Source organism: Thiothrix sp. UBA5583 (assembly GCA_002425225.1).
Taxonomy (GTDB): Bacteria; Pseudomonadota; Gammaproteobacteria; order Thiotrichales; family Thiotrichaceae; genus Thiothrix; species Thiothrix moscowensis.
On sequence record DILV01000013.1, the window covers coordinates 12,846 to 26,780 of the forward strand.

Annotated in this window: 12 protein-coding genes; 7 read left to right on the top strand and 5 right to left on the bottom strand. The window is 53.7% G+C overall.

Annotation, left to right across the window (positions count from 1 at the left end; genetic code table 11):
* Positions 1-2: 2 nt before the first annotated feature.
* From B2U47_RS04200 to B2U47_RS04215, 4 genes are all read left to right on the top strand, one after another.
* Positions 3-518, top strand: coding sequence for a CvpA family protein (locus B2U47_RS04200; protein WP_296674808.1), 516 nt, complete (start codon positions 3-5; stop codon positions 516-518).
* A gap of 113 nt (positions 519-631) precedes the next feature.
* Positions 632-2,137 carry an amidophosphoribosyltransferase gene (purF, locus tag B2U47_RS04205; RefSeq protein WP_296674810.1) on the top strand — a complete coding sequence of 502 codons (1,506 nt, stop codon included), beginning with the start codon at positions 632-634 and terminating at the stop codon, positions 2,135-2,137.
* A complete protein-coding gene (locus tag B2U47_RS04210) occupies positions 2,073-2,780 on the top strand; it encodes a L,D-transpeptidase (RefSeq protein ID WP_296674814.1) in 708 nt (235 codons plus the stop codon). Before purF ends, B2U47_RS04210 begins: the two co-directional genes overlap by 65 nt.
* Positions 2,781-2,786: 6 nt before the next feature.
* A complete protein-coding gene (locus B2U47_RS04215; protein WP_296674815.1) occupies positions 2,787-3,989 on the top strand; it encodes an O-succinylhomoserine sulfhydrylase in 1,203 nt (400 codons plus the stop codon).
* On the opposite strand, the gene B2U47_RS04220 is transcribed toward B2U47_RS04215, so the two are convergent.
* On the bottom strand, positions 3,960-4,139 hold the full coding sequence (locus B2U47_RS04220) for a hypothetical protein (protein ID WP_296674819.1): 180 nt from the start codon (positions 4,137-4,139) through the stop codon (positions 3,960-3,962). The genes B2U47_RS04215 and B2U47_RS04220 overlap by 30 nt on opposite strands.
* A gap of 165 nt (positions 4,140-4,304) precedes the next feature.
* On the opposite strand from B2U47_RS04220, the gene B2U47_RS04225 reads away from it, so the two are divergent.
* The 3 genes from B2U47_RS04225 to B2U47_RS04235 all read left to right on the top strand — a co-directional run bounded on the left by B2U47_RS04225 (position 4,305) and on the right by B2U47_RS04235 (position 7,190).
* A complete protein-coding gene (locus B2U47_RS04225) occupies positions 4,305-5,423 on the top strand; it encodes a glycerate kinase type-2 family protein (RefSeq protein ID WP_296674822.1) in 1,119 nt (372 codons plus the stop codon).
* Positions 5,423-6,262: a ferritin-like domain-containing protein gene (locus tag B2U47_RS04230; protein ID WP_296674825.1), complete on the top strand. Its 840-nt coding sequence runs from the start codon at positions 5,423-5,425 to the stop codon at positions 6,260-6,262. The genes B2U47_RS04225 and B2U47_RS04230 overlap by 1 nt, the downstream gene beginning before the upstream one ends.
* A gap of 82 nt (positions 6,263-6,344) precedes the next feature.
* Positions 6,345-7,190, top strand: a complete 846-nt coding sequence (locus B2U47_RS04235) for a lytic transglycosylase domain-containing protein (protein WP_296674827.1) — start codon at positions 6,345-6,347, stop codon at positions 7,188-7,190.
* On the opposite strand, the gene ettA is transcribed toward B2U47_RS04235, so the two are convergent.
* The 4 genes from ettA to B2U47_RS04255 all read right to left on the bottom strand — a co-directional run bounded on the left by ettA (position 7,191) and on the right by B2U47_RS04255 (position 13,897).
* Positions 7,191-8,855 carry an energy-dependent translational throttle protein EttA gene (ettA, locus tag B2U47_RS04240; protein ID WP_296682901.1) on the bottom strand — a complete coding sequence of 555 codons (1,665 nt, stop codon included), beginning with the start codon at positions 8,853-8,855 and terminating at the stop codon, positions 7,191-7,193.
* A gap of 71 nt (positions 8,856-8,926) precedes the next feature.
* A complete protein-coding gene (locus tag B2U47_RS04245) occupies positions 8,927-11,887 on the bottom strand; it encodes a polysaccharide biosynthesis protein (protein WP_296678900.1) in 2,961 nt (986 codons plus the stop codon).
* On the bottom strand, positions 11,880-12,803 hold the full coding sequence (locus tag B2U47_RS04250; RefSeq protein WP_296678897.1) for a UDP-glucose 4-epimerase family protein: 924 nt from the start codon (positions 12,801-12,803) through the stop codon (positions 11,880-11,882). Before B2U47_RS04250 ends, B2U47_RS04245 begins: the two co-directional genes overlap by 8 nt.
* Positions 12,800-13,897, bottom strand: coding sequence for a glycosyltransferase (locus B2U47_RS04255; RefSeq protein ID WP_349675724.1), 1,098 nt, complete (start codon positions 13,895-13,897; stop codon positions 12,800-12,802). The genes B2U47_RS04250 and B2U47_RS04255 overlap by 4 nt, the downstream gene beginning before the upstream one ends.
* Positions 13,898-13,935 lie beyond the last annotated feature (38 nt).

A 13,935-nucleotide genomic window follows, 5' to 3' on the forward strand; every position in this document is an offset into this window, starting at 1 on the left:
TCATGACAGCACAATACCTAGACATAGCTATTCTTGTCCTGATTGTGTTGTCGGCTGTCATTGGCTTGATACGTGGCTTTGTCAGGGAAGCACTTTCCCTGGCAACTTGGGTGGCTGCTTTTGGGTTTTCCATTTTGTATGTGAAGCCGTTGGCAGCCCGCTTGCCTTTTGCTGTGCAGAGTGAAGTGGTCAAGCTGGGTATTGCTTTTGCCATCATCTTTTTTGGGGTGTTGGTCATTGGAGCAATCGTCAATCATTTGCTCAGCACGGCTGTATCCTCCATTGGTTTGGGTGGTGTTGACCACGTACTAGGCGGGGCATTTGGTGTCTTACGGGGTGGCTTGATTATTACTTTGCTGGTATTGCTCATGGGGTTGACGGCTTATCCAAAGCAGGACTGGTGGAAAAGTTCGGTCATGATGCCTTGGTTTGAAGGCACTGCTGCCACGCTCAAAGAGATGATTCCGCAGGATTTTTCCAGTTATCTGGAACGACCTGCGGTGGTGCAGCCTCAATAGGTTCGGATGTTCCTGTAAAAATACCGTGATACAGCCATGCATACATCGTGCATGGCTGTTTTGTTTTTACAGGGTTAGAATATGACGTTTTCGTTTCTGGTGAAGGCATTGCTATGTGCGGAATTATCGGGATTATTGCTCATGAGCCGGTTAATCAGGCGTTGTACGATGGCTTGACTGTTTTGCAACACCGTGGGCAGGATGCCGCAGGCATCGTGACCAGTGATGGCAGGAAACTCTACCTGCGCCGTGAAAACGGTCTGGTCAAGGATGTGTTTCAGGAGCGTCACATGCGGATGCTTCAGGGCACGATGGGGGTTGGGCATGTACGTTACCCAACAGCAGGGTCATCTTCTTCGGCGGAAGCCCAGCCTTTCTATGTTAACAGCCCGTATGGCATTTCTCTGGCGCACAATGGCAACCTGACCAATGCCCATATCTTGCGCAAGGAGTTGTATCGGCAGGACAGGCGGCAGATTAATACCGAGTCGGATTCCGAGATCCTGTTGAACGTGTTTGCGCAAGAACTGCTGCGTCAGGATGCCTTGCATGTCACCCCGGATGACATTTTTTCTGCCGTTTCCGGTGTGCACAAGCGTTGCAAGGGGGCTTATGCCGTGGTTGCCATGCTGACCCGTGACGGGTTGGTAGGTTTCCGTGACCCAAATGGCATTCGCCCGCTGGTGTACGGGATGCGTGAGTCTGCCAAGGGCAAGGAATTCATGCTGGCTTCGGAAAGCGTGGCACTCGATGCGCTGGGATTCAATCTGGTGCGTGATATTGAGCCGGGTGAAGCCATTTTCATCGGTTCTGATGGGCAGGTTTTCACGCGCCAGTGTGCAGATAACCCGCGTTATAGCACTTGCATTTTTGAGTATGTCTATTTTGCCCGCCCCGATTCCATCATCGACAATGTGTTTGTGCACAAGGCGCGGATGCGTATGGGGCGCAAGATGGCAGAACGGGTCATGCGTGAATGGCCTGAGCATGACATTGATGTGGTGATCCCGATTCCTGATACCAGCCGCACCTCAGCGTTGGAGATGGCGTATACACTCGGGGTGCAATACCGGGAAGGCTTCATCAAAAACCGTTACATCGGGCGCACTTTCATCATGCCGGGACAAGCCAAGCGCAAGAAATCGGTACGGCAGAAACTGAACCCGCTAGGGCTGGAATTCAAGGGCAAGAACGTGATGCTGGTGGATGATTCCATTGTGCGTGGCACAACCTCTGGGGAAATTGTGCAAATGGCGCGGGATGCAGGGGCGAAAAAGGTTTATTTTGCTTCAGCGTCTCCGGCAATCAAGTATCCCAACATTTACGGGATTGATATGCCTGCCGCCAAGGAACTAATTGCGCATGACAGAACCGAACAACAGGTAGCCGAAGCTATTGGGGTTGACCGTTTGGTCTATCTGCCGCTGGATGATCTGATCGCCGCTGTCAGCAAGGGCAATCCACGCCTGAAAAATTTTGACTGTTCGGTGTTTACCGGTTGCTACGTTACCGGCGAGACTGCCGATTACTTTACTGAACTGGAGGCTTTACGCAATGATGAAGAAAAAACAAGGCGTGAAAATGACATGGCTGCCATTGATATTTGTGACAGCGCTTAATGGGGGAATGGTGATGGCGGATAATGGTGGGGTAATGCCGCTGGCTATTCCGACACAAACACCACAGGCGCAGGCGGCACAACCTGACACAACTGAACTAGCATCCATTGTGCAGGATTTGGCGCAACGTTTTCCGGGGCATGATACCAAGCAGGTGTTGCTGGTGGATGCTACCGCCCAGAAAATGCTGTTATTGGCAGAGGGGCAGGTTGCTGGGGAGTGGGTCATTTCCACCGCAAGCAATGGTCTTGGTAGCCAGAAAGGCAGTGATCAGACTCCGCTGGGGGTACATCGCATTGCGCAGAAAATTGGTGATGGTGCAGCGTTGGGCAGTATTTTCAAGGCACGCCAGAATACCGGGCGTATTGCCGACATCCTGACTGCGCCGGGAGCTGAGAGCAGCGAAGACAATGTGACCACCCGCATCCTGTGGCTGGATGGTATGGAACCGGGTGTCAACAAGGGTGGGGATGTGGATTCCTACACACGTTACATCTACATCCACGGTACGGATGAGGAAGGCAAGCTGGGAGCACCCGCTTCCCACGGCTGCATCCGTATGCGTAACCGTGATGTCATCGACCTGTTCGACCGGGTGCAGGAAAATACGCTGGTATTGATTACCCGCAAACGTGAGGGATAAGGTTTGATGGATAACGAGTGGGAGTTTGAAACGCTCGCTGTGCGTGCAGGGCATGTGCGTACTCTGGAAAATGAACATTCCGAAGCCATTTTTCCAACCTCCAGTTTTGTTTTCAGGAATGCTGCGGAAGCCGCTGCCCGTTTTGGTGGTACTGAGCCGGGTAATATCTATGCCCGGTTTACCAACCCTACTGTGCGTTATTTTCAGGATCGGCTGGCAGCACTGGAGGGTGGTGAAAGCTGTGTGGCAACTTCATCCGGCATGTCTGCTATCCTCGCTGTCATGCTGGGTTTGCTGAAGGCTGGCGATCATGTGCTGTGTTCGCGCTCGGTTTTCGGCACAACCACCTTGCTGCTGCAAAACTGTATTGGCAAGTTTGGGGTTGAGGTTGAGTTTGTGGACCTGCCTGATCTGGATGGTTGGGAAGCAGCTTTGCGCCCTAATACCCGTTTGCTGTTTGCTGAAACGCCTGCCAATCCCTTGACCGAACTGGTTGATATTCGTGCATTGGCAGAGATTGCCCACCGGCATGGTAGCCTGCTGGTTATTGATAATTGCTTTTGCTCTCCGGCGTTACAACGTCCGTTGGAATTGGGCGCAGATATTGTGGTGCATTCTGCCACCAAATATCTGGATGGGCAGGGCAGGGCGTTGGGCGGGGCTGTTGTTGGTGACAAGACGCTCGTTGGCAAAGATGTCTATACCATTTTGCGCAATGGTGGCGTGACCATGAGTCCGTTCAATGCCTGGGTTTTTCTGAAAGGACTGGAAACGTTGAGTTTACGGATGCGTGCCCACTGTGACAATGCCATGCAGCTTGCCCACTGGTTACAAGCTCACCCGGCAGTGGAACAGGTGTTTTATCCGGGGCTGATCTCCCACCCACAGCATGAGCTGGCAAGGCAGCAGCAAAGCGGTTTCGGCGGGATAGTGTCTTTCATCGTCAAGGGTGGGCAAGAAGCTGCCTGGCGTGTGATTGATGCAACCCGGATGCTGTCGATTACGGCAAATCTGGGGGATACCAAGTCAACCATTACCCATCCTGCCACCACGACGCATGGCAGGCTGACACCAGAACAGAAAATGCAGGCGGGCATTGCGGACGGGTTGGTGCGTATTTCCGTCGGGCTTGAGAATATCCGTGACATCCAGCGCGATCTGGCGCAGGGGCTGGGTGAATCAGGCGTCGGGCAGGCGGAACGGCAGTAACTCGAATTCCTGGCGGATTTCGTTCAGCTCGATGAAGGTTTGCATTTCTGACGGAATCAGACGAAAACGGTAGCCGCTATCGCCGGGGTAAGGGTCTACGTGGTCACATTTGCCATCCATGATGGCGGCAGGTATTTCCTCGAAAGCCATACATTCTCTGTCTGGATCGTTTTCCAGAAAGTGCTGGCAAAAAACACAGACGGGGGGTAATACACAGCTCATGCAGTTTTTCAGGGGTGATGGGGGATATTCGAGCCATTATAGACAAATATCCCTGTCTTGCGCTGGCAATTTCATGCAAACAAAAGGGTTCAAATGTCCGGTCATCGCAATAAGTTGATAGAGCTGTATGCATCTGCGCTTGCTGTCGTCAATGGTGAACAGGCGGTTTACCGGGCGCTGGTTGGCAGGGGCAGGCGTGAGCCATGCCATGTGGTTGCCATTGGCAAGGCGGCGGTCGCCATGTTGCAGGGGGCATCCCGTTACTTGCATGGAAATCTGTGCAGTGGCTTGCTGATTACCAAACATGACCATGCGGCAGGTAACAGCCGTTTGCCGAAACAGGTGCAGGTGATTGAAGCTGCCCATCCCGTGCCGGATGAGTCTTCCTTGCAAGCCGGGCAACAATTGCTGACATACCTGCAAGACTTGCCAGCAGGCGAGCCGGTGCTGTTCCTGATCTCCGGCGGCACATCCAGTCTGGTGGAGGTGTTGGAAGAGGGATGGACACTGGAGGGTTTGCAGGCAGCCACGCAGGAATTGTTGGCTAACGGTTCCTCTATCAGCGAAATCAATGCCATGCGCCGTGGCCTGTCACTGATCAAGGGTGGCAAGCTGTGGCAATATCTTGGGGAACGCCCTGTCACCTGCTTGCTGGTTTCTGATGTACCGGGTGATGACCCGCATGTGATTGGTTCTGGTCTGCTATTTCCTGCGCCCTTGGCAACTTTTGACTGGGAAATCATTACTAGCAACCGGCAAATGCTGGAAGCAATGACAACGTCCTGTTCCGTCATGCCCGATTTCCTCACAGGCGATGCTGAAGCTGTCGCACAAACCTGCATCGAATACCTGCGACAGGCTCCCGCAGGATTGTATGCGTGGGGTGCGGAAACTACGGTCAAGTTACCTGCCAACCCTGGGCGCGGGGGGCGCAACCAGCACTTGGCACTGGCGGCTGCCTTGCATATCCAGCCGGGTGAGAACCTATGGCTGCTGGCAGCGGGAACCGATGGTACGGATGGTGTGACGGCTGATGCCGGAGCCTTGGTGGATTGCGGAACCTTGCAGCGAGGAAGTTATGAAAACCTTGACCCACTGGCTTGTTTGCAGAATGCCGATGCTGGTACATTCCTCGAAGCCAGCGGCGACCTGCTTCATACAGGCCCGACGGGCACGAATGTAATGGATGTTATCATCGGCCTGAAACTGTAATGCAAAACCTGTACGCGGCAGCTTATGCCTGCCTAATGCAAACTGATCTTGAGCAAAAACTTGCTTGTGCCCAACAATTGTATGCGGATTGGCAAGAGGGTAAGTTGTGGCGGGAGAATACCGCTGAATGTCCGGTACAGCCTGTACCAATTCCCGGTCGGCCTGCCAAACCCGAGCTGGTGCACCCTCGTCAGGTCAAACAGCGCAAGCTGGCTTCACTGGAAGGCCGTCGTGCCTTGCTACATGCCGTTGCCCACATTGAATTCAATGCCATCAATCTGGGGCTGGATGCAGTTTACCGTTTCCGCGACATGCCGGATGCCTACTACGGCGACTGGCTGCAAGTAGCGGCGGAGGAGGCTTATCATTTCAGCCTGTTACAGGCGCGGATGCAGGATTTCGGCTGTCAGTATGGTGATCTGCCCGCCCATAACGGCTTGTGGGAACAAGCCTGCAAGACGGATCATGACGTGATGGTGCGGATGGCACTGGTTCCGCGTGTGCTGGAAGCACGTGGGCTGGACGTGACGCCGGGGATGATGGCGCGATTGCGGGAAGTGGGGGATGAGCAGACTGTCAGCATTCTGGAAATCATCCTGCGTGACGAAATCGGGCATGTGCGGATTGGTTCGCGCTGGTTCCGGCATTGCTGTGAACAACGCGGGCTGGAAACGGAAGCCACTTTCCGGCAGCTATTGCGTGAAGTCATGGGAGCGCCCTTGCGTGGTCCGTTTTATACCGAGGCACGCTTGCAGGCAGGTTTTAGCGCGGCAGAGCTGGAACAGTTGCTGGCAATGGAACAAACTTGGGTGACTGAAATTAATGACAATGATGGGTAATCTTATTTTATATATAAAAATATGATTCGTACTCCGTTGGTGAGTTGGCTATATAGCTGCTGTCACCAAGGAGTCTCGTGTTATGCAAATGATTATTTCACAACTATTTGTTGCTGTTTTTACAGTGGTTATGGTTGTTTTTCCTTTCAGTGCCAATGCTGAAACAGTTAAAACCTGCGACCAGTACAGCATTAAAGCCCTGAACAAAAAAGCAGAAAAATACCAGGGTGAAATCAAGAGGGCGGCAAAAAAACACAAAGTTGATCCAGAGCTGATCAAGGCAGTCATTACAGCAGAAAGTTGCTTCCGCCCGTCGGTTTATTCGTGCAAGGATGCCGGTGGTCTGATGCAACTGATTCCTTCCACCGCCGCCAGCTTTGGTGCATTTGACGTGTTTGACCCGGCGGAAAACATTGATGCCGGAGCACGCTACCTGCGCTACCTGCTCAAGCGTTATAACGGCAGTGTGATCCACGCCATTGCTGCCTACAATGCGGGTGAAGGCCGGGTAGACAAAGGTCAAGAGGAAATCACGGTGCCTTTCCGGGAAACACGACGTTATGTCGGGCAGGTACTGGCAGCTTATACCAAGTTCAGTACCGAAGCTGAAGAACCCCGGTTGTTACTGGCGAAATGGCAGGAGGCAGATGCTGCTTGGCAGGCAGGGGGGGAGCGAGTGGATACGACGCAACAGGCAAGGGGTAAGCAAGACGAGCAACCCCGCGTCATCCTGGCTGTCTACAGTGGGGAACAGTCACCTGTCGTGCAGCAGGCAAGTCTGAAACAGCAAGTGGTGGCTGAGGCTGAGGATGGGCAGGAAACCGCAGCGGAAAACCGGGATTCACCCGTGTTGGTGAAACCGAATATCCAGTGGACAGGGGCTGCCGCAGCCCGGATCAGGGCTGCGGAGCAAGCGGCAAGCAAATGATCAGGCTTTCAGGCGCTTGTACTTGATGCGCTGCGGGTGCAGCTCATTACCGTGGCGGCGTTTGTAATCTTCTTCGTAATCGCTGTAGTTGCCTTCAAACCATGTCACCTGTGAATCGCCTTCAAAGGCGAGGATGTGGGTGGCAATCCGGTCGAGGAACCAGCGATCATGCGAGATCACCACTGCACAGCCGGGGAAGTTGAGCAGTGCTTCTTCCAGCGCCCGCAAGGTTTCCACATCGAGGTCGTTGGTGGGTTCGTCAAGCAGCAGCAGGTTGCCGCCAGATTTGAGCAGTTTGGCTAGATGCACGCGGTTGCGCTCACCACCGGACAAGTCACCGATACGTTTCTGTTGCGCTTCGCCCTTGAAGTTGAAACGCCCACAGTATGCCCGCGCCTGAATCTGGTAGCCGTTTACCGTCATGATGTCATGCCCGTCAGCAATTTCCTGAAACACGGTCTTGTGCGGGTCAAGGTCGTCGCGGGACTGGTCGACATAGGCAATCTTGACGGTTTCACCCACGCGGAATGTGCCGGAATCCGGTTGTTCCTGCCCGGTAATCATGCGGAACAGGGTGGTTTTACCCGCCCCGTTGGGGCCGATGATACCGACAATGCCACCTTTGGGCAGGTTGAAACTGACATTTTCGTACAGCAAGCGGTCGCCAAACGATTTGCTGATGCCGTTAGCCTCAATCACCAGATCGCCGAGGCGCGGGCCGGGAGCGATGTAGATTTCGTTGGTTTCGGCACGTTTCTGGTAGTCGCTGGACGAGAGTTCTTCAAAACGCTGCATCCGCGCCTTGCTTTTGGCGTGGCGGCCTTTGGGGTTGGAACGTACCCATTCCAGCTCCAGTTTCATGGCTTTCTGGCGACCTTGTTCGGCTTTGCTTTCCTGAGCTAGGCGGTTTTGCTTTTGTTCCAGCCATGAGGAATAGTTGCCTTCCCACGGGATGCCTTGCCCACGGTCAAGTTCCAGAATCCAGCCCGCCACGTTGTCGAGGAAGTAGCGGTCATGGGTGACAGCGACCACGGTTCCTTGGAATTCCTGCAGGAAACGTTCCAGCCACGCGACTGATTCGGCATCCAGATGGTTGGTCGGTTCGTCGAGGATTAGCATGTCAGGGGAGGACAGCAGCAGGCGGCACAAGGCCACACGGCGGCGTTCACCCCCGGAGAGCTTGCTGACATCGGCATCCCACGGCGGCAGGCGCAGCGCGTCAGCAGCCACTTCCAGCGTGTGTTCAAGGTTGTGCGCGTCGGCGGCTTGCAGGATGTTTTCCAGTCGCCCCTGTTCGGCGGCAAGGGCGTCGAAATCGGCGTCGGGTTCGGCGTAGGCGGCGTAGACTTCATCGAGACGGGCTTGCGCATCCTTGATGACTTTCAAACCTTCTTCGACGTTGCCGCGCACGTCCTTGTCCGGGTTGAGTTGCGGTTCCTGTGACAGATAGCCGATGTTGATGCCGGGTTGCGGACGGGCTTCGCCCACGATGTCAGTGTCGACCCCGGCCATGATGCGCAACAGGGTGGATTTGCCCGCGCCGTTATAGCCGAGCACCCCGATTTTCGCACCGGGGAAAAAGTTGAGGTAAATGTCTTTGAGGACGAAACGGTTCGGCGGAACGACCTTGCCGACACCGTTCATGGTGTAGATATATTGCGCCATCCAAAGCTCCCTGTCGCTGCGGCTAAAGGGAGGGATTATGCAATATCGGGGCGGGAGGGGGTAGGGGGAATTTAGTGTGCGGTGGCGTGGAGAGGCAGGTGGGCAGGTGTTTGGTCGCTCGTGGGCGCGGGAGGGGGTGTTGCCAAGGCAATGTGTAGCAGCAGGCGCTTGGCAGCGCTGTTTTCATTGTGTTCAAGCAATTGCTGAAGTCTGGCAAGCAATTGCAGTAACTCCTGACTGCCCATGAAAGGCTCGCTGCCGCGCATAATTTTAGGGTGACGGGTCGGGGCGGCATTGGTGTCGGCGATGAGCAACTCTTCGTAAAGCTTTTCGCCGGGTCGCAAGCCGGAGTAAATCACTTCGATGTCACCGTCAGGGTTGCTTGCGTCTTTAACCGTGCGACCTGCCAGCCGGATCATCTCGTGCGCCAGCTCAGTAATATTGACCGGTTCCCCCATATCCAGCAGGAAAATGTCACCTCCCTGAGCCATACTGCCTGTCTGGATGACCAGTTCGACGGCTTCATGAATAGACATGAAGTAACGAATAATGTCTGGATGGGTGACTGTTACCGGGCCGCCGTGGGCAATCTGTTCCTTGAATAGTGGAATGACAGAGCCGGAAGACCCCAACACATTACCGAAACGCACTGCACAGAAATGTTGTCCGCTGCCATTGGCTTTTGCCTGTTCGGCAAAGTGTTGCATGATCAGTTCCGCCCAGCGCTTGGTTGCACCCATGACGTTGGTGGGGCGCACAGCCTTGTCGGTGGAAATCAGGACGAAGGTTTCGACCCGGTTGTTGAAGGCTGTTTCGGCTATATTCCAGGTGCCAAAGACATTGTTCAGCGTGCCTTCGCTGATATTGGCTTCTACCAGCGGTACGTGTTTGTGGGCGGCGGCGTGGTAAATGGTGTGTATGCTGTGTTCCTGGCAAAGCCTGTTGAGCATGGCCTTGTCCTTGACGGAACCGAGTGCGGGAATCAACAGGCAATCAGACTGTGGTAACAGGCTACGCTCAATCTGGTAGAGGGCATATTCATTCTGTTCCAGCAGAATCAGGCGTTCAGGCTGCAAGGCAATAATCTGTTTGCACAGTTCCGAACCGATAGAGCCACCTGCGCCTGTCACCATGACATTCTTGCCAGTAATGCATTGGCTCAGTAGCTGGGGGTCGGCTGTTACCGGATCGCGTCCCAACAAGTCGCCGATGTCGACTTCCCGCAACATGTTGACCAGATGCTTGCCGCTGGCAATGTCAGTCAGGGCTGGTAGAATACGCACGTTTACCGCACATTGTTCAAGCTGCTGGACAATTTCCCGGCGACGGTTTTGGGTGGTGGAAGGCAGTGTCACGATGACATCCGCTATACCCAGGCGTTCGATCAATTCGGGCAAAAATGACGGCGCGTAGACTCTTAAACCGTCTACATCACGGCCTTGCAGTTCTTTACTGTCATCCAGAAATCCAGCGGGGAACAGTTCCTGTGCCTGCCGCAGTGAAACAGCCAGTTGACGACCAGCAGCACCTGCCCCGTAAATCAGTACCTGCTTGCCGGTGGAGTATTGCTTGCGCATCGGTACCCACAACAACCAGCGGGCGGCAAAGCGTGTTCCGACCGTGCAGGCAATAGCTGTCAGCCAGAACAGGAGAGGGACGGAACGCGGCAGGCCCGTTTCCTTGCCTCCCAGCGACAGCAGGAAGCCGAGGGTTGCCCACAGAATGGTTGTGACCGTGACAGCCTTGATGATGCTCCACAATGCCTGTTCGCCGACGTAGCGGATGACGGAACGGTACAGCCCCATGCGGATGAATACCGGAATGGCAATCGCTGGGGCAATGACCATCAGGAACATTTGCACATGGTTGGGATGGAAGTTGCTGCCTATGCGCAGGTAGAAAGCCAGCCAAGCCGCACCCATCAGTGCTACCACATCACTGATTGCCATTAGCCATTGTTTGGCGGGGCGTTGCAGACCAGTCATGTAATTGGCAAAACTACCGCTATTGTCAGCTTCGCCAGCACCCAGTGCCCATACTCCCACAATGATAGGCAGGTAGGCCAGCACCAGCCAGAAATGGCTTTGCAGGGGATAGGCTATCGACAGCCATGCCAGTGGTAACAGCCACAACAGGTTGATACCCGTTACCAGCAGGGTAGCTTTGGCATGTGACTGCCAGTAACGTGACAGGCGTTGATAAGCGTGACTGCGATGGGCTTCGGAAAGTTTCTGCCCCGCCAGCATCCGTTTGAACAGGGTAACGCTGGCATCACTGATAAACACAGCGCCGAGGATGGCCCAACTGGCATAGTTCATCCATTTCAGGCTGATGGTTAGCAGTGCCAGAAACAGGATCATGAAAGCCAGGAACATGCTGCCGGTGTCGCCCATGAAAATTTTCGCAGGCGCCCAGTTATGCACGAGGAAACCGCCGGTTGCCGCTGCCAAACACACCATCCAGATCCAGACCGTGGTCTGGGCAACATCAGGGTGTTGCAGCGCAATCAGCCCCGCTGCTCCCCCCAGCATGAAAATGGCTTGCGCGGCTGCTATACCGTCAATGCCATCCATGAAATTGAACAGGTTGAGCCACCAAACCCCCGCAAATAGCACCAAACCAAAGGATAACCACAGGGGGATTCCGTCCAGTGGTTCCAACCCGTTGACGGGTAAGGTATACAGGGTCGCGAGTAAAGCGGCGCTGGCAGAAAACTGGATAACCAGCCGCAGCGAGGCAGAAAGGGTACGAATATCGTCAACCAGCCCTTTCACCGAAACAACCAGTGCCAGCCCGATGGCGGCCCAATAGGCGAGATAATCGACATCACGTTCCCACAGCAGCCATAGGGTAAACAAGGTGGTGCTGACCACGATGCCGATACCACCACCGTGGGGGGTAATTTTGGTATGTGATGAACGATTATTAGGCTGATGTACCAGCCCCATGAATGGCGCATACTGGATTGTGAGCCAGGTTACAAGCCATGCAACAGCCGCAGGAATAATCAGGTTGGGAAGGAATTCAAGCATGTTGGTTCCGGCGATAAGCGGCGACCGTATGCCCTAGCCCCGCATCGACAGTAAAAGGTGGTTGCCAGCCCAGCATCCGGCAGATTTTGCTGTTGTCGAGCAGCAGGGAGTCGGTCAGTCGATCCACTTCCTGTTTGCGCCCGATCAGGCTGAACAGGGTCTGTAGCAGCCGGGGCGGAATATTCAGCAAGCGTGGTGTTTGCCCGAACTGCTGAGCCAGTTTGTGGATCAGTTCAGCCGTAGAAAGCGGTTCGTTGTCACACACCAGAAATGTCTGGTTGGCGGCGGCAGGGTGTTCGATGCAAACACGGATAGCATCTGCCAGATTACCGAGGTAAAGCAGGCTGCGCTGGTTGTGGATACTGCCGAAGGGCAGGGGAATGCCTTTTTCCACCCATTGCAGCAGGCGCAGGAAGTTGGCTTTGACGCCTGCGCCGTAGATAAGCGGGGGGCGGAGAATAACGACTTCCATGCCGGTTTGGGCGGCAATTTCCAGCAGACCCTGTTCAGCTTCCCATTTGGAAATGGCGTAAGGGTCGGTGGGGTTGGGGGTATCCTGCTCGGTGTAGGGTGCATCCCGGCCTTCGCCGTTGACCTTGATGGAGCTGAGGAAGATGAAGCGGCGTACACCGGCAGCAGCGGCTTGACGGGCGAGGTTGATGGTGCTGGCAGTGTTGGCAGCGCGGTAGGCGGCGAGCGGGTCGGTTGCCGTGTCCTGCATCAGGTGGACGCGGGCGGCGAGGTGGATGATGGTGTCGATGCCGCTGGACAGGGGCGCTGACCAGTTGGTGGTGGGAGTTATTTCAGCGAAGGTGGTGCGGGTGATGGGGAGGAGGGAGTATTTGTTTTGACTTAATTCAGGGATTAGTGCCTTTCCGACGAAGCCTGATGCACCTGTGATTAATATGTTGCTCATTGCAGTTTTTTAGGCTGATTTAAAACTGCTGCATAATAATCTAGCCAGTCCTGTGTAATTCTTTCAGCCGAAAAGTCACGTTTGGCACGTTCTTGTGCGTAGTTGGACAAATTTTTACGGATAGTTTCATCTAGCATGGTTTGCATGGCTAGCTGAATTTCATCAATATTTCCCGGTGCAAAGAGTAAACCCGTTTTTCCTTCGACAATAGCATCTGTAATGCCATAGATACGTGAAGCAATACTGGGGACTCCCATTGCAGCCGCTTCGATTATGGAGGAGCCAAACCCTTCACGGTAGCTTGGAAGACATAGGACATCGGCTGCATCAATGTAGCGTTCGGGTTCAGGGGTCAAACCAATAATACTAACTGAGTCCATACAATTACGGCAGATTGTTTGGATGGCAGGTATCATGTTTTGTTCGTCACGCCCTACAAAAATCAGATGAATTTTTTGATGATGGCTGTGCAGACGGACAAAAGCTTCTGATAATTCTTTAATACCTTTATCATGATTCATCCGGCCTAAAAACAGGAATACGGTAGTATTTTTTGGTATATCTAGCTGCTGTCTAGTTTCCTGTCGGCGTGAAGGGTTTGCGGAAAAGCGGACAACATCCACACCACTAATGGAGCCAGCACCAAAAACATGGATAGGGGTATTGCCCGTAACTTTTTCTTGCTGGAGAAATTTCACTTGGGAATAGCTATCCGCATTAAGATGAGTTGCACAACGCGCCAGTATTTTGTCCATACTTTTAAGCAAGTAACGTGATACACCAGAACGTGTTGCCCACACCTGACCAGTGAAGGAATGAGTACGTACAGGAATTTGAGCAATCAATGCGGCGATCATTCCTAGAAGACCACCTTTAGGGGTCAAACTATGTACAGCATCAAAGCGCTCAGTTTGGAAAAATCGAATTAGACGAAATAAAACAGAGAGGTCATTATAGAGGTTTACTTGCCGGGTAATCGGTAAATTGATTAAGCTGACTCTGGGGTCGAGTCTTGACGAAACTGGTACTTCGTCGGCATTAATGCAAACAGTGACTCGGTAATTTTCGGCCAGCTTTTTGAGATGATTTAACAAGTAGTGATTCAGTACCAATGGACTGGTTAGAACAAAAC